The 14,753-nt window shown below is 70.8% G+C and carries 14 protein-coding genes; 5 read left to right on the forward strand and 9 right to left on the reverse strand.

Annotated features, from left to right (window positions below):
* Positions 1–164 precede the first annotated feature (164 nt).
* Positions 165–1,709 carry a leucyl aminopeptidase gene (locus OHA61_RS28825; RefSeq protein WP_406305489.1) on the reverse strand — a complete coding sequence of 515 codons (1,545 nt, stop codon included), beginning with the start codon at positions 1,707–1,709 and terminating at the stop codon, positions 165–167.
* 337 nt (positions 1,710–2,046) lie between these two features.
* On the opposite strand from OHA61_RS28825, the gene OHA61_RS28830 reads away from it, so the two are divergent.
* Entirely contained in the window at positions 2,047–2,835 is a 789-nt protein-coding gene (locus OHA61_RS28830; RefSeq protein WP_406307513.1) for an endo alpha-1,4 polygalactosaminidase, read from the forward strand.
* On the opposite strand, the gene OHA61_RS28835 is transcribed toward OHA61_RS28830, so the two are convergent.
* The gene (locus OHA61_RS28835; protein ID WP_406305490.1) at positions 2,832–3,608 is read right to left on the reverse strand and encodes an adenosylcobinamide-GDP ribazoletransferase; all 777 of its coding nucleotides are present in this window, start codon (positions 3,606–3,608) and stop codon (positions 2,832–2,834) included. The two genes, OHA61_RS28830 and OHA61_RS28835, sit on opposite strands and share 4 nt — an antisense overlap.
* Positions 3,609–3,688: 80 nt before the next feature.
* On the opposite strand from OHA61_RS28835, the gene OHA61_RS28840 reads away from it, so the two are divergent.
* A complete protein-coding gene (locus tag OHA61_RS28840) occupies positions 3,689–4,444 on the forward strand; it encodes a hypothetical protein (RefSeq protein ID WP_406305491.1) in 756 nt (251 codons plus the stop codon).
* Here the strand turns inward: OHA61_RS28840 and OHA61_RS28845 are convergent.
* From OHA61_RS28845 to OHA61_RS28860, 4 genes are all read right to left on the reverse strand, one after another.
* Positions 4,393–5,103, reverse strand: a complete 711-nt coding sequence (locus tag OHA61_RS28845) for a hypothetical protein (protein WP_406305492.1) — start codon at positions 5,101–5,103, stop codon at positions 4,393–4,395. The genes OHA61_RS28840 and OHA61_RS28845 overlap by 52 nt on opposite strands.
* The gene (locus OHA61_RS28850; RefSeq protein WP_406305493.1) at positions 5,100–6,875 is read right to left on the reverse strand and encodes a phosphatidylglycerol lysyltransferase domain-containing protein; all 1,776 of its coding nucleotides are present in this window, start codon (positions 6,873–6,875) and stop codon (positions 5,100–5,102) included. The genes OHA61_RS28845 and OHA61_RS28850 overlap by 4 nt, the downstream gene beginning before the upstream one ends.
* Before the next feature lie 80 nt (positions 6,876–6,955).
* The gene (gene cobT / locus OHA61_RS28855; RefSeq protein WP_406305494.1) at positions 6,956–8,026 is read right to left on the reverse strand and encodes a nicotinate-nucleotide--dimethylbenzimidazole phosphoribosyltransferase; all 1,071 of its coding nucleotides are present in this window, start codon (positions 8,024–8,026) and stop codon (positions 6,956–6,958) included.
* A 45-nt stretch (positions 8,027–8,071) separates the two neighbouring features.
* Positions 8,072–9,274, reverse strand: coding sequence for a bifunctional adenosylcobinamide kinase/adenosylcobinamide-phosphate guanylyltransferase (locus OHA61_RS28860; RefSeq protein WP_406305495.1), 1,203 nt, complete (start codon positions 9,272–9,274; stop codon positions 8,072–8,074).
* Positions 9,275–9,370: 96 nt separating this feature from the next.
* Here OHA61_RS28860 and OHA61_RS28865 point away from each other — a divergent pair, with 96 nt between their 5' ends.
* Positions 9,371–9,580, forward strand: coding sequence for a hypothetical protein (locus OHA61_RS28865; RefSeq protein WP_324972549.1), 210 nt, complete (start codon positions 9,371–9,373; stop codon positions 9,578–9,580).
* A 150-nt stretch (positions 9,581–9,730) separates the two neighbouring features.
* On the opposite strand, the gene OHA61_RS28870 is transcribed toward OHA61_RS28865, so the two are convergent.
* From OHA61_RS28870 to OHA61_RS28880, 3 genes are all read right to left on the reverse strand, one after another.
* Positions 9,731–11,500, reverse strand: a complete 1,770-nt coding sequence (locus tag OHA61_RS28870; RefSeq protein WP_406305496.1) for an ABC transporter ATP-binding protein — start codon at positions 11,498–11,500, stop codon at positions 9,731–9,733.
* Between the two features lie 357 nt (positions 11,501–11,857).
* On the reverse strand, positions 11,858–12,583 hold the full coding sequence (locus tag OHA61_RS28875; RefSeq protein WP_406305497.1) for a class I SAM-dependent methyltransferase: 726 nt from the start codon (positions 12,581–12,583) through the stop codon (positions 11,858–11,860).
* Positions 12,584–12,651: 68 nt separating this feature from the next.
* Positions 12,652–13,248 (reverse strand): DUF3043 domain-containing protein, encoded by a 597-nt coding sequence (locus OHA61_RS28880; RefSeq protein WP_406305498.1) that lies wholly within the window; start codon positions 13,246–13,248, stop codon positions 12,652–12,654.
* 348 nt (positions 13,249–13,596) lie between these two features.
* On the opposite strand from OHA61_RS28880, the gene OHA61_RS28885 reads away from it, so the two are divergent.
* Positions 13,597–14,391 carry a PspA/IM30 family protein gene (locus OHA61_RS28885; RefSeq protein WP_266477245.1) on the forward strand — a complete coding sequence of 265 codons (795 nt, stop codon included), beginning with the start codon at positions 13,597–13,599 and terminating at the stop codon, positions 14,389–14,391.
* Positions 14,392–14,400: 9 nt separating this feature from the next.
* Complete coding sequence (locus OHA61_RS28890) at positions 14,401–14,679, forward strand: hypothetical protein (protein WP_406305499.1); 279 nt, start codon at positions 14,401–14,403, stop codon at positions 14,677–14,679.
* Positions 14,680–14,753: the final 74 nt, after the last annotated feature.

A 14,753-nucleotide genomic window follows, 5' to 3' on the forward strand; every position in this document is an offset into this window, starting at 1 on the left:
CTGCCGAGAACCCATCTTCGCACTTGTTGACGGACGGCGGGACCCGGGGCCAGTTAACTGCGGGCCCGGACCCTGGACCTCCGTGTCCTCCAACGCAGGACGGGCTCAAAGATTCCCTCCGCCTGCGATCGGGGCACGGGTCCGGGGGCCGGGCCCGGCGGTGACTAACCCAGGTCGCCGTCGGCCGTGCGCTCGGCCAGCTTCACCAGCGTGCGGATCGCGGAGCCGGTGCCGCCCTTGGGGGTGTAGCCGTACGGCGCGCCCTCGTGGAAGGCCGGGCCGGCGATGTCCAGGTGCGCCCAGGTGACGCCCTCGCCCACGAACTCCTTCAGGAACAGACCGGCCACCAGGCCGCCGCCCATCCGCTCACCCATGTTGGCGATGTCGGCGGTCGGGGAGTCCATGCCCTTGCGCAGCTCGGTGGGGAGCGGCATCGGCCAGGACTGCTCGCCGACCTCCTCCGCGATCTCGTGGATCGAGGTACGGAAGGCGTCGTCGTTCGCCATGATGCCGAAGGTGCGGTTGCCCAGTGCCATCACCATCGCGCCGGTCAGCGTCGCCACGTCGACGATCGCGTCCGGGTTCTCCTCACACGCCTTGGTGAGCGCGTCGCCCAGGACCAGACGGCCCTCGGCGTCGGTGTTGAGCACCTCGACCGTCTTGCCGCTGTACATGCGCAGCACGTCGCCGGGGCGGGTGGCCGAACCCGACGGCATGTTCTCGGCGAGCGCGAGCCAGCCGGTGACATTGACGGCCAGCCCCAGACGGGCGGCCGCGACGACGGCGGCGAACACGGCGGCGGCGCCGCTCATGTCGCACTTCATCGTCTCGTTGTGGCCGGCCGGCTTGAGCGAGATGCCGCCCGAGTCGTAGGTGATGCCCTTGCCGACCAGGGCGAGCGTCTTGGCCGCCTTGGAGTGGGTGTAGGAGAGCTTGACCAGGCGCGGCGGATTCTGCGAACCCTGGCCGACGCCGAGGATGCCGCCGAAGCCGCCCTTGAGGAGCGCCTTCTCGTCAAGGACCTGGACCTTGATGCCGTGCTCCTTGCCGGCGGCGGTGGCCACGGCGGCGAAGGCCTCGGGGGTGAGGTCGTTCGGCGGGGTGTTGACCAGGTCGCGGGCGCGGTTGATCTCCTCGGTCAGCGCGATCGCGCGCTCGGCCGCGGCCTTGTACGCCTTGTCGCGCGGCTTGGCGCCGAGCAGGGCGACCTCGGCGAGCGGCCGCTTCGGGCCGTTGCCGTTGCCGGTCCTGGCGTTCTTCGCGTCCTTCTCGCCGCCCTGGTAGGCGGTGAAGGAGTACGCGCCGAGCAGCGCGCCCTCGGCGATGGCCTCCGCGTCCTCGGCCGCCTCGACGGGCAGCGCGAAGGCGGCCTTCTTCGAACCGGCCAGCGCACGGGCGGCGGCGCCCGCGGCACGGCGAAGCGATTCGGCGGTGAACGCCTCGTCCTTCTCGGGGACCGGGCCCAGGCCGACGGCCATGATGACGGGCACCTTGAGGGAGGAGGGGGCCGGGAGCTTGGTCACCTCACCCTCGGCACCCGAGGCGCCGAGGGTTTCCAGCACGGAGGCGAGCTTTCCGTCGAACGCCTTGTCCACGGCCTCGGCGCCGGGCGCGACGACCGGGCCCTTGGCGCCCTTGGCGACCCCGACGACGAGGGCGTCGGCGCGGAGCGTCGCCGCGCCGGCGGTGCTGAGAGTGAGAGCAGTCACGGTGGTGAAATCTCGCTTCCGTTGAGTTCCGGGGCCGTAGAGCCGTAGGTAGGGGATGGATCGGCATCCCACGCCGGGCAAGAGCCTACGCGCGGTCACATGTCTCGCTCACGGCGGCGGTGGTTCACCCGTCCGTGGCGCATCTTTCATGTCCTGCGCCGGGGGTGGCGAGACCTCGGTCACACCCGCCCCCTTCGGGCGAGGGAGCAAAGGGCTCCTTCGCATCATCTCCCCAGGTCCTCCGTACGCTTCGCGTGTGTCCGAGAAGCATTCCGTGAAGAACGTGCCGGCGCCGTACCACGAGCATCCCGCCGAACAGCCCCGCGGTCCGAGACGTCTGCCGACGCTGCTGGCTCTGCTTCTGCTCGTACTCGCGGGCTGCACCACATCGCGTCACAGTGACAAGCCGACTCCCGGGCCGACCGCCGGGCGCTGGCAGCCCGAGCCCGGTGTGGCCTGGCAGTGGCAGCTCAGCGGCAGGCTCGATCCGACCGTGGATGTGCCGGTGTACGACATCGACGGCTTCGACCGTCCCAAGTCCGCGGTCGACGATCTGCACCGCCGTGGCCGCAAGGTCATCTGCTATCTCTCCACCGGCGCCTGGGAGGACTTCCGCCCGGACGCCGGGAAGTTCCCGAAGTCGGTGCTCGGCCGTGGCAACGGCTGGGACGGCGAGCGCTGGCTCGACATCCGGCGTACCGACATCCTCGAACCCCTGATGGCGGCGCGCATCGACATGTGCCGCACCAAGGGGTTCGACGCGGTCGAGCCGGACAACATGGACGGCTACGCCAACACCACCGGCTTCCCCCTCACCGCCGCCGACCAGCTGCGCTACAACCGCCTGATCGCCCGCCTCGCCCACGACCGCGGCATGTCCGTGGGCCTCAAGAACGATCTGGACCAGATCCCGCAGCTGGTGGGGGACTTCGACTTCGCGGTCAACGAACAGTGCGCGGAGCACGGGGAGTGCGAGGAGATGACGCCGTTCATCGAGGCGGGCAAGGCGGTCTTCCATGTCGAGTACGAGCTGAAGACCAGTGAGTTCTGTCCCGAGGCCCGGCGGCTGAAGCTCAGCTCGATGCTGAAGAAGTACGAACTGGGGGTATGGCGCGTGCCCTGCTAGCCGAGGGCCAGCGTGATCAGCGCAGCCGTCGCCGCGGTCTCGGCCAGCGCGCCGAAGACGTCCCCGGTCACCCCGCCGAAGCGCCGTACGCAGTGACGCAGCAGCAGTTGGGCCGCGCCCAGACCGGCCAGGACCGCCAGGGCCTGGTGCAGTGCGCCGCCGTATCCGCCAAGGAGCGTGCCCGCGGCCGCGCAGCCGGCGGTGGCCAGCGCCGCGACGGTCAGCCCGGTGCGTACGGGAACGCTCTCCGTGACCGCCGCGCCGAGGCCCTCCGGGCGGGCCGCCGGGATGCCCGTGCGGGAGGCGAGAGTCAGGGCGAGGCGGGCCGTCACGGCCGAGACCGCCGCGCCGACCGCGCCGTACGCCCAGCCCTCGGCGTACAGCCCGGCCACCGCCGCGACCTGCGCGAGGAGCACGAACAGCAGCGTGATGACCCCGAACGGACCGATGTCCGACTGCTTCATGATCCGCAGCGCGTCCTCGGCGGGCTTGGCGCTGCCGAGACCGTCGGCCGTGTCGGCGAGGCCGTCGAGATGAAGGCCGCGGGTGAGCGCCGCCGGGACGGCGACGGTGGCCACGGCCGCGAGCAGCGGGCCCGAGCCCAGCAGCGTCAGCACTCCGCCGATGCCTGCCGCGAACAGGCCCACGACCAGACCGGCCAGCGGCGCGCACAGCATTCCGGCGCGTGCCGCGTCCCGGTCCCAGCGCTTCACACGGACCGGAAGGACGGTCAGGGTGCCGAAGGCGAAACGTATACCGGCCGAAGAGATCACCGGCGAAGGGTAGCCCGGCCCACCAGTCGGCCCGACAGAGGGTAAATTGCGCAAAGAACCACATATCGGGAGCAGGTGGCATGGGTCACTGGTTTTACCGCAACATCACAGAGCCGGGAAAGCTCCCGATGCTGCTCGCGCTGACCTCCTTCGTGCTCACCTTCCTGATCACCCGCACGATCGTCCGGATGATCAGGGCGGGGCGCGGGCCCTTCCGGAACGTCACGCCCGGCGGCATGCACATCCACCATGTGGTCCCCGGCGTCATCCTCACCGTCATCGGCGGCTTCGGCGCGGTCGGCAGCGGACGGCACGGCGTCGCCGCCGCCGTCTGCGCGGTCATCTTCGGCATGGGCGCGGGTCTCGTCCTGGACGAGTTCGCGCTGATCCTCCATCTCGACGACGTCTACTGGAGCGAGCAGGGGCGTCAGAGCGTGGAGGTCGTGGTGCTCGCCGCGGCCCTGGCACTGCTGGTCCTCAGCGGCTTCGCACCGCTCGGCGTCAACGACATGAGCGCCGACGAACGCCAGGACCGGGCCTCGCTGATCCTGACGCTGGTGATCAACTTTCTGCTGGTGCTCATCACGATGTTCAAGGGCAAGCCACGGATGGCCCTCATCAGCGTTCTGGTGCCGTTCGTGGGAATCTTCGGGGCGGTACGTCTTGCCCGGCCCGGCTCGCTCTGGGCCCGTCGCTTCTACCGCAACCGCCCCAAAGCACGCGCCAAGGCCCGGCTGCGCTCCTTCCGCCACGACCGCCGCTGGGACCGCAAGCGGCGCAAGCTTCAGGATCTGATCGGCGGCGCGCCCGACCGGCCCGCCGTGCGCGAGCGCTGAAGTCTGCGCCGCCTTCGCCGTCGCAGCGCCGAAATCCCGATCACCGCGAACACGGCCACGATCGCCGTCAGATGCTCCTTGCCCGCGAGGTTGTTCTTGACCAGCACCTCGATGATCATCGCGGCGATCACCAGCGAGGCCGTGAACCAGGCGTGGTAGCGCCAGCAGACGAAGAGCGCGAGACCGATGACGGCCGCGGACGGGCCGGTGTCGACGACCTGGGCGTCGGAGGCCGGCAGCCCGAGGACATGGTCGGGACCGAGCGAGACGCCGATCCGTGCGTACGTCGTCCCGGCCAGCGTCGCCACGTACGCGATGACCAGTGTCCGCCACACGCCAAGACAGATCTCCGCGATCCCGAACACCAGCAGCACCTGTGCCAGCGCTCCCCACACCGGCAGATCCAGCGCGGGCACGAACAGCGACAGCGGGGTGCGCAGCAGGGCCACCCACAGCGGGTCATCGGCTTTGACGAAGCCGGTGTCGCGGACCGGGCCGAAGCCCCAGGACTGGTTCTGCACCACCTGGAAGAACGCGGTGAGGCAGACCGCCCCGAGCGTCATCGGAACGGCCCGCCACTTCTCGGTGACGATCGCCGTCCGAAGAGTCGAGTACAGGGGCTCCCACTCGCGGCGTGCGAACGCGCGCAGTGTGCTCAACGCTTGGTCTCCAGGTGTCTGCGGTGCATCCACTTGGGCAGGCCGGGCGCCTCCAGAAAGCCCTCGGCGCGGCCAGCGGCGATACCGATGCGCAGCAGGTCGGCGCTCTTCTCGAAGAGCATGAAACGGGGCTCCCAGATCGGTCGGTACTTGGCGTTGGCGCGGTAGAGCGACTCGATCTGCCACCAGCGGGAGAAGAAGCTGAGCAGCGAGCGCCACAGCCTCAGCACCGGACCGGCGCCGAGCTTCGAGCCGCGTTCGAAGACCGACCTGAACATCGCGAAGTTCAGCGAGACCTGTGTGATCCCGATTTCGTTCGCGCGCTGCAGGAGTTCGATGACCATGAACTCCATCAGGCCGTTCTCGGAGTCCCGGTCACGCCGCATCAGATCGAGCGAGAGGCCCTTGGGGCCCCAGGGCACAAAGCTCAGCACGGCTCGCAGCACGCCGTCGCCGTCCGTGCATTCGAGTATCACGCAGCGGCCGTCACCCGGATCGCCCAGCCGGCCGAGCGCCATCGAGAAGCCGCGTTCGGTGGCCCCGTCACGCCAGTCGTCCGCCCGCCGGAGAAGGACGTCCATCTCCTCGGGCGCGATCTCCTCGTGGCGGCGGATCCGCACCTCGTACCCTGCGCGTTTGACCCGGTTGCAGGCCTGGCGCACGGTCCGCATCGCGCGCCCGTCCAGGGTGAAGTCGTCGGTCTCGACGATCGCCTCGTCGCCCAGCTCCAGCGCGTCCAGGCCGTGCCGGGCGTAGATGGTGCCCGCTTCCTCGCTCGCGCCCATCACGGCGGGGATCCAGCCGTGTTCGCGGGCCTCGGCCAGCCAGGGGCCGATCGCGCCGGGCCAGGCCTCCGGGTCGCCGATCGGGTCGCCCGACGCGAGCGAGACTCCGCCGACGACCCGGTAGACGACGGCGGCCTTGCCGGTGGGGGACCAGACCACGCTCTTCTCGCGGCGCAGCGAGAAGTAGCCGAGCGAGTCCCGGTCGCCGTGGCGCTGGAGCAGCACGCGCAGCCGTTCCTCGTCGTCCTCGCTGAGCGGGTCGACGGCCCGCCGGGAGCGGAAGGCCGCGTACAGCACGGCGAGCAGCAGCAGCGTGGACAGGACGTTGATGGTGACGTTCACCCAGCCGGGCGTCGCGATCCCGGCGAAGCGGGAGTCGTCGGCGGCGAGTGAGACCAGGCGCATCGTGCCGTAGCGCCAGCGCTCCAGGAAGGTGGAGTGCCCCGTCGAGGAGTTGGTGGCGGTGACGAGTATGGCGGCGAGCAGCGAGGTGACCAGCAGCCCGCCGGCGGCGACGGCCGCGGCCAGCCGGGGGTTGGAGCGGTCGCCCCTCGCGTAGAACTCCCGCCGCCCGAGCGCCAGGGCGAGCACGAAGGCGCTGGTCAGTCCGAGCGAGATCCAGTTCTGGACGTGCTCGCGAATGTCGGGGTCGACGGCGATCGCGAGGACGAAGAGCAGCAGAAAGAGCCCCGCCAGCACGAAGTTGAGGATCCATGCGGCCCGCTTGCGGCGGCGCATGGTGATGGCCAGGAAGAGCGTGAAGGCTCCGGAGGCGAAGCCCGCGGTCAGCAGATACGGCGTGAAGTAGTCATCGATGTTGTGGCGGCGCAGATCCTGGCCGAGAGAGACCCAGACGGCGCTCAGGAGGTTGATGAACGTCACGCCGCGCAGATACCAGACGGCGAACGCCGCGCTGCGCCGCGAGCGGTGGGTGCTACGGCTCGTGCTGGGGCTCGTCTCTACGGTGGACAAACGGACCTCTCCCATGAAACGCGATGATATGGGGCATCACGCGCCAAGATGGGCGAGGCTGCGGTCGCCCGGTTATGGGCGGCCGCGCCGTCGCGTCAGTCCGAATCGCTCTCCACCGGCTCTGTGCGCTCCGGCAGTTCGGCCGCGAGCGCGGCAGCCGCCTGCACGAGGGGGAGCGCGAGCAATGCCCCGGTTCCTTCTCCCACAGTGACGCCCTGATCGAGCAGCGGGTTGAGCGCCATCCGGTCCAGTGCCTTTGCCTGCGCCGGTTCGCCGCTCACCTGGCCCGCGAGCCACCAGTCCGGCGCGCGGAACGCGGCACGCTGCCCGACCAGCGCACACGCCGCCGATACGACTCCGTCGAGGATCACCGGCATCCGGCGTACCGCGCTCTGCAGCAGGAAGCCGGTCGTCGCCGCCAGATCCGCGCCGCCCACCGCCGCCAGCAGCTCCAGCTGATCACCCAGCACCGGCCGGGCGCGCCGCAGCGCGTCGCGGATCGCCGCGCACTTGCGCATCCACGCCAGATCGTCGATGCCCGCGCCGCCGCGCCCGGTCACCACCGAGGCGTCGGTGCCGCACAACGCGGCGATCAGCGTGGAAGCGGGCGTGGTGCCGCCGACGCTCAGATCGCCGAGTACGACAAGATCCGTGCCGGAGTCGGCCTCCTCGTCGGCGATCGCCATGCCCAGGCGTACGGCCGCCTCGGTCTCCTCGATCGTCAGCGCGTCCTCGACGTCGATCCGTCCGCTGCCGCGCCGCACCCGGTGGCGTACGACCTCCTCGGGCAGCAGCTGCGGGTCGCAGTCCAGACCGGCGTCCACGATCCGCACCGGCACACCCGCCCGGCGGGCCAGTACGGCCAGGGGGCTCCCGCCCTCCAGCGTGGCTCGCACGAGCTCGTGCGCGGAGCCGGACTCCCGGGCGGAGACGCCCAGTTGGGCCACTCCGTGATCACCGGCGAAGAGCACCACTCGCGGCTGCACGATGGGCCTGACCGGAACCGAGGCCTGCGCGGTGGAGAGCCACTCGCCCAGCTCGTCGAGCCGCCCGAGGGAACCGGGCGTCACGATCAGCCGCTCCCGGCGTTCCTCGGCGTCACGCCGGACACCGCTGTCGGGGCGCTCGATCAGATCGGAGAAGTCATCGAGATTCAGCCTGCTCATTCGCCGAACAGTACCGGCAGCCGTGCCGCGTCCGCGCGGCGCCCGTCAGCTGCGCAGCACGATGGCCTGGCCCGCGACGACCAGCAGGAGGTGCTCGCACTCGTCGGCGAAAGCGGCGTTGAGACGGCCCAGTTCGTCGCGGAAGCGGCGGCCCGAGGCGGTGGCGGGCACGACGCCGCTGCCGACCTCGTTGGTCACCGCCACGACGGTGCGCGAGGTGGCCCGTACGGCCGCGACCAGCTCGGCGACCCGCTCGCGCAGCGCGTCCTCGCCGCCCGTGGCCCAGGTCGCGTCGTCCCAGGCACCCACCTTGTCCATCGCGTCGGTCAGCCACAGGGACAGACAGTCGATCAGCAGCGGCGGCCCGTCCTCGGCGAGCAGAGGTACGAGATCGCAGGTCTCGGCCGTACGCCAGGAGCCGGGACGGCGCTCGCGGTGCAGCCAGACTCGGGACGCCCACTCGGTGTCGCCCTCCCGGCTGCCGCCGGTCGCGACGTACAGCACCTCGGGGAAGGTCTCCAGTCTGCGCTCGGCCTCCAGCGACTTGCCCGAGCGGGCGCCGCCGGTGACAAGGGTGCGGCGGGGGAGATCCGGTACGGCGTGGTACTCGCCCACGATCAGCGTCGTCCCGTCGGGCACGGCCCGCGCACCCGCGGCCGCGAGCCGGCGAGCCAGCTCCGGGGCGCCGCCGGGAACGTCGTGGTCCAGGTGCACGGCGACGACATCGGTGGTCGGGCCGATCGCCCCGGACGCGCGCAGCCGGGAGATCGCGTCGGGCCGCCCCACGACATCGCCGAGGACCATCTCGTACGCGGCCAGGCCCTCCGCGAGACCCGCGGGTGCGCCGCCCGGGGGCAGGTACAGCAGCCGCTCGCCGTCCGGTGACGTCACCTCGTACCCCGTGCCCGGGTTGTCCATCGGCACGGCCCGTACCCGGTGCCCGCTGATCAGCGTCAACTCCCGTCCGTCCGGCACCCGCCCGGCCGCGGGCAGCCCGGCGGGCAGATCGACCGCGGGCCCGCCGTGCGGATGCGTCAGCAGCACCTGCCGTACGCCGACGAGGGAATGCCCCGCCCGCGCGGCGGCCAGGGCGGCGCCGGGCGTGAGATCGAGCAGCAGGGCCCCGTCGACGAGCAGCGCCGTGGCGGCCCGCGCGGACGCCCCGCGCGCGGTGGCGCACACGGCGCACGGACAGTCGGGCCGGGGGAGTCCGGCGGGCGCGCCGGTGCCGAGCAGTGTCAGTTCCACGCCTCTGATCCTCCCGCGTCACCGCGGGGCGTGCGCGCCCGGCTACGCTGCGGGCAGCAGTGATCAGCTGGTGGCCCCTGGGAGTGGGAGGCGGACATGGCATGGACGTGGCGTTTCGAGAAGTCCGACGGAACGGAGGTCCAGCCGGCGGTGCAGCCGGAGGAGTTCACGACGCAGGGTGACGCGGAGTCCTGGATCGGCGAGGTCTGGAAGGACTTGCTGGAGGGCGGGGCGGACCAGGTGGTGCTGTCGGAGGACGGCACGAAGATCTACGGCCCGATGAGCCTGCACGCGGACCAGGGGTAGCGAAGGCTCAGGTTCGTGAGCCGGAGGGGCTGATCTTCAGCCCCTCCGGCGTTTGAGGAGCGCGGAGGTTGGGGGTCCCCCCGGACAGAGTCTGGGGGGAGGGCGGGGTGGGGAACAGGCCCGCCGCAGGCGCCCCCCGCCCCGCCCCGATCACCGCGCCGTCGCCAGGAACTGCGTCGCTGCCAGCTCCCCGTACAGCGGATCCGACGCCACCAGCTCGCCGTGCGTCCCCACCGCCCGCACCTTCCCCGCGTCCATCACCACGATCCGGTCCGCCAGCGTCACCGTCGACAGCCGGTGGGCCACCACCAGCACCGTCACCTCGCGCGACACCTCGGCGACCACATCCCGCAGCGCCATCTCGTTGACCGCGTCCAGCTGCGAGGTCGCCTCGTCCAGAAGCAGCAGCCGCGGCCGCCGCAGCAGCGCCCGCGCGATCGCCACCCGCTGACGCTCGCCGCCCGACAGCTTGGAACCGCGGTGCCCGACCACCGTCTCGAGTCCGTCCGGCAGCCGGTCAACCAGAGCATCGAGCCTGGCCCGTACGAGAACGTCCCGGATCTGCTCCTCGCTCGCGTCCGGCGCCGCGAAGACCAGGTTCTCGCGCAGCGTTCCCGACAGCACCGGAGCGTCCTGCTCGACATAGCCGATCGAGGCCCGCAGATCGGCCAGCGGCCAGTCCCGTATGTCCTTGCCGTCCACGAGGATCCGGCCGCCGCCCGCCTCGTAGAAGCGCTCGATCAGCCCGAAGACCGTCGTCTTGCCCGCGCCCGACGGGCCGACGAAGGCCGTCATCCCCGCGCCGGGCACCTCGAAGGAGACGCCCTGATGGACAAAGGGAAGATCGTCCCGGTAGCGGAAGGTGACGTCCTTGAAGACGACCGAGGCGGGCCCCGTGCCGGGGACGCCCTGAGGCGGTGTCAGCTCTTCCGTCTCCAGCCGCTCCGCCTCCACGATCCGCGCGATCGCCGCCGAGCCCACCTGGTACTGCGAGGCCGCCTCCACCAGCTTCGACACCGGGTCGATCAGATAGAAGAGAAACAGCAGGAACGCCACCAGCGTCGAGACGGAGATCGCGCCCGAGGCGACCCGCGCCCCGCCGATCCCCAGTACCGCCAGGAACGACACCTGCACTGCCAGGCCCACCGACGACCAGGCCGCCGACTGCCACTTCGCGGACCGCACACCGTGCCGCCACGCCTCCCGCGCCGCCTTGGCCACGACCTCCGTCTCGCGCTCCTCCGCGCCCGAGGCCTTGACCGTACGGAAGGCTCCGAAGGCCCGCTCCAGCACGGTGGATATCTCGCCGACCGCTTCTTGCGAGCGCTTCGTCGCCTGCGCGATCTTCGGCATCAGCAGCCCGACACAGCCGCCGATCAGCACGATCACGCCGAGCGTGACACCGAGCAGGACCACGTCCATCAGGCCCATCATCACGATCGTGGCGAGAAAGGCGAGCCCGCCGGTCGCCGCCGAGACGATCGACTGGGTGGTCACCGCGCGCAGCAGCGTGGTGTCGGAGGTGACCCGGGACATCAGATCGCCGGGCTGGGTGCGCTCGACCTCGGGCAGCTTCAGCCGCAGCAGCCGCCCGATCAGCGAGCGGCGTGCGGCGAGGACCACGGACTCGGCGGTGCGCTCCAGGATGTACGTGCCCACCGCCTCGATCGCCGTGCCGAGCACCACCAGAGCGGTGAGCAGCAGCAGGACGCCGGTGATCGACTCGTCCTGGCCGAGCTTGTCGACCAGGGACTTGGCGGCGAGCGGCTGGGCGAGAGCGGTCACCGTGCCCACCAGGGCCAGGGACGCGCCGAGCGCGACGACCCAGCGGTGCGGCCGGAAATGTGCGTACAGCGCCCGCCAGGTCTCCCGGGCCGGGAGTCTGACGGGCGGCTTCTCTGTGGCTTCTGCGGTGGTCACTTCAGTGAGGACGCGAAAAACCCCAACATGCCTGTGCCGAAGCCGAATTCAGCCACGAATTCGGCCGGAAGCGCCCTAGGTCCTGTCCGGTCGATCTTGCCGGGTTCGCGTGCCCTGGCACGGCACTCCCCCGTAGCCCTTCGGGCACGGGAGGTACCCCCACGCTGCGTTGTCGTCAGTCGCCTACGCTCCGCGTGGGCTCGCCCCCTGCCTTCGGCGGGGGGACCCCCATCCTCCGGCCTGCGATGCACCACGCCAGGCCCCGCTCGCTGATCCGGCCTGATCGACCCGACAGGGCCTAGATCGTGTCCGCAAGGTCTCGCCCGGCCGCGCGGCGGCGCAGCCGCACCCGCGTCCTCAGCCCCGTACTCCGCACAGATGCAGGAGCGCCGCCACCCGGCGGTAGGGCTCCGTGCGCCCCGCCCGGTCCTCGGCGGCCAGCAGCCGTTCCAGCTCTGTCGCGGCGGGCAGCTGGGCGTCGTTCGGCACGTTGTCGGTGAAGACCCGGACGCCGTACCAGGTGTGCAGCGGCGCCGCGATCCCCGCCAGGGTCGCCGTCAGCGCCTCCAGACGGTCCGCCCGCACCGACAGTCCGAGCCGGTTGGTGTACGTGTCCGAGTCGAAGGCGGTCAGTGCCCCCGGCCAGTCCCCGGCCAGGCCGGGCCGCATGGCGAGCGCGTCGCCGTTGCGCACCAGCAGGGAGAGCAGGCCCCCCGGCGCGAGCATTCTGGCCAGCCCCGCGAGCATCGCGTCCGGCTCCTGGACATACATCAGCACTCCGTGACAGAGCACCACGTCGAAGCTGCCGGGCAGGAAGTGCACCCCGGTCTCGCGGCCGTCGCCCTCGATCAGCCGGACCCGCTCGCGGATCCCGGCCGGCTCGCCCGCCAGCGACTCATGGGCCGCCTTGAGCATCTCGGCGTCCGACTCCAGGCCCGTCACGGTGTGACCCGCGCGCGCCAGGCGCAGGGCCTGGGTGCCCTGGCCCATGCCGACGTCGAGGATCCGCAGCCGCTGTCCGACCGGATAGCGCGCGGCTATCTGCTCGTCGAGCTGCCGGGCGACAAGCTCCTGGCGGACCATGTTGCGCAGTCCGCCGAGCCCGGCCAGCCATTCGGCCGAAGCGCCCCCGAATCCGGAGACTTCCGGGCTCAGGGCCGCTCTCCGCGCTTGACCTGCGGCTTCGGCAGACGCAGTCGGCGCATCTGGAGCGTACGCATCAGGCCGTAGGCGACCGCGCCGCGCTTGGGCTCGTTCGGGAAGCGCTCGTTCAGCTGCTTCTTCAGACGGAACGCCAGGCCGATGGAGTCGACGATGATCAGCACGATCACGCCGAGCCACAGCAGCAGTGCGATGTTCTGCAGGGAGCCGACCCGGACCATGCTCAGGACCAGGATCACCACCGCGAGCGGCAGGAAGAACTCGGCGATGCAGAAGCGGGAGTCGACGAAGTCCCGCACGAACCGGCGGACCGGTCCCTTGTCACGGGCCGGCAGATACCGTTCGTCGCCGCTGGCGAGAGCCTCGCGCTGCCGGGCCAGGTCGGCACGGCGGGCCTCCCGCTGGCGCTTCGAGGCCTCCTTGCGGTCGGCCGGCGCGCTGGAGGCACGGCGACGCTGGGTCTGGGCCTCACTGCGCTTGGGCGTGGGGCGGCCCTTCGGGGCCTCGGGGTCGCGGGGCTGCTTGGAGAGGTCTACCTGCACCTTGCCGGTGGGGGACTTCTCTTCCTTGGAACGGCTACCAAACACAAAGCCCAAGGGTACGGGGTAAAGAGGAGGTGCGGGACCGCAGGTCCCCCTTTGGAACGGCGGTGGGGGAGACGGGCGGGCGCATGGACCCCACGCCGGTGGGGAACGATCCCGCAACACCGAGCGTCAGTACAGAACAGAAGCCGGTCACAAGCCGGACAGAGCGGACGTCACCCGTGGTTTCCCTGACGGTCACCTACTCCTTGGGCCTGATCGGCCCCGTGAGCAGTCGTCCTTGGGGAGGAGCGCATCCGCTCCCGAACAGTGCGGTAATGGATGCAGGGCCCGTACTGTGGGTTCTGTTGGAGTGCTGAAGCTGAGTCCGTCAGAAGGGGGCGCGCGAAGCCCATGAGCGGTGTCATGAAGCGTATGGGGATGATCTTCCGCGCGAAGGCAAACAAGGCCCTTGACCGGGCCGAGGATCCGCGCGAGACCCTCGATTACTCGTACCAGAAGCAGCTGGAACTGCTGCAGAAGGTGCGCCGCGGAGTCGCCGATGTGGCGACCTCCCGCAAGCGGCTGGAATTGCAGCTGAACCAGCTGCAGGGACAGTCGACCAAGCTGGAGGACCAGGGCCGCAAGGCGCTGGCGCTCGGCCGTGAGGACCTGGCGCGCGAGGCGCTGTCCCGCCGTGCCTCGCTCCAGCAGCAGGTCACCGACCTCGAGACGCAGCACCAGACGCTGCAGGGCGAGGAGGAGAAGCTCACTCTCGCGGCCCAGCGGCTGCAGGCCAAGGTCGACGCCTTCCGTACGAAGAAGGAGACCATCAAGGCCACGTACACAGCGGCCCAGGCACAGACCCGGATCGGCGAGGCCTTCTCCGGTATCTCCGAGGAGATGGGTGACGTCGGCCTGGCGATCCAGCGGGCCGAGGACAAGACCGCGCAGCTGCAGGCCAGGGCGGGCGCGATCGACGAGCTGCTCGCCTCCGGCGCCCTGGACGACCAGTCCGGGATGGCGAAGGACGACATCGCCGCCGAGCTGGACCGCATCTCCGGTGGTACTGATGTAGAGCTGGAGCTGCAGCGGATGAAGGCCGAGCTGGCGGGCGGCCCGAGTTCCTCGCAGCAGGCGATCGAAGGCGGAAACGGCACGCAGGACGCCGCTTCGCAGCAGAACCGCCCGAAGTTCGACAAGCAGTAGGGACTCGTCATGATCGTACGGATCATGGGGGAGGGTCAGCTGGAGGTGGCCCAGAGCCATCTCGCCGAACTGAACAAGCTCGACGACGAGCTGCTGGCCGAGATGGTGAGCGGCGACAGCCCCGGCTTCCGCCGCACTCTGCACGCGCTCCTGGGGAAGGTCCGGGAGCTCGGCGAGCCGCTGCCGGACGACTCCCTGGAGCCGTCCGAGCTGATCCTTCCCGCTCCGGACGCGACGCTCGAGGACGTACGGGAACTGCTCGGCGACGACGGCCTCATTCCGGGCTGACGACCTTCGGCAGACGGCCCCCGGCCGGCCTCCTCACTCCAACACACGGCGTGCCCCGCCCCGGTTGATCCGGA

It is taken from the genome of Streptomyces sp. NBC_00885 (assembly GCF_045207475.1).
Lineage (GTDB): Bacteria > Actinomycetota > Actinomycetes > Streptomycetales > Streptomycetaceae > Streptomyces.

Coding starts and splice junctions, on each gene's coding strand:
- OHA61_RS28840 (WP_406305491.1), top strand. CDS start 3,689: ATGGGTCACTGGTTTTACCGCAACATCACAGAGCCGGGAAAGCTCCCG.
- OHA61_RS28850 (WP_406305493.1), bottom strand. CDS start 6,875: ATGGGAGAGGTCCGTTTGTCCACCGTAGAGACGAGCCCCAGCACGAGC.
- cobT (WP_406305494.1), bottom strand. CDS start 8,026: ATGAGCAGGCTGAATCTCGATGACTTCTCCGATCTGATCGAGCGCCCC.
- OHA61_RS28865 (WP_324972549.1), top strand. CDS start 9,371: ATGGCATGGACGTGGCGTTTCGAGAAGTCCGACGGAACGGAGGTCCAG.
- OHA61_RS28875 (WP_406305497.1), bottom strand. CDS start 12,583: ATGGTCCGCCAGGAGCTTGTCGCCCGGCAGCTCGACGAGCAGATAGCC.
- OHA61_RS28885 (WP_266477245.1), top strand. CDS start 13,597: ATGAGCGGTGTCATGAAGCGTATGGGGATGATCTTCCGCGCGAAGGCA.
- OHA61_RS28890 (WP_406305499.1), top strand. CDS start 14,401: ATGATCGTACGGATCATGGGGGAGGGTCAGCTGGAGGTGGCCCAGAGC.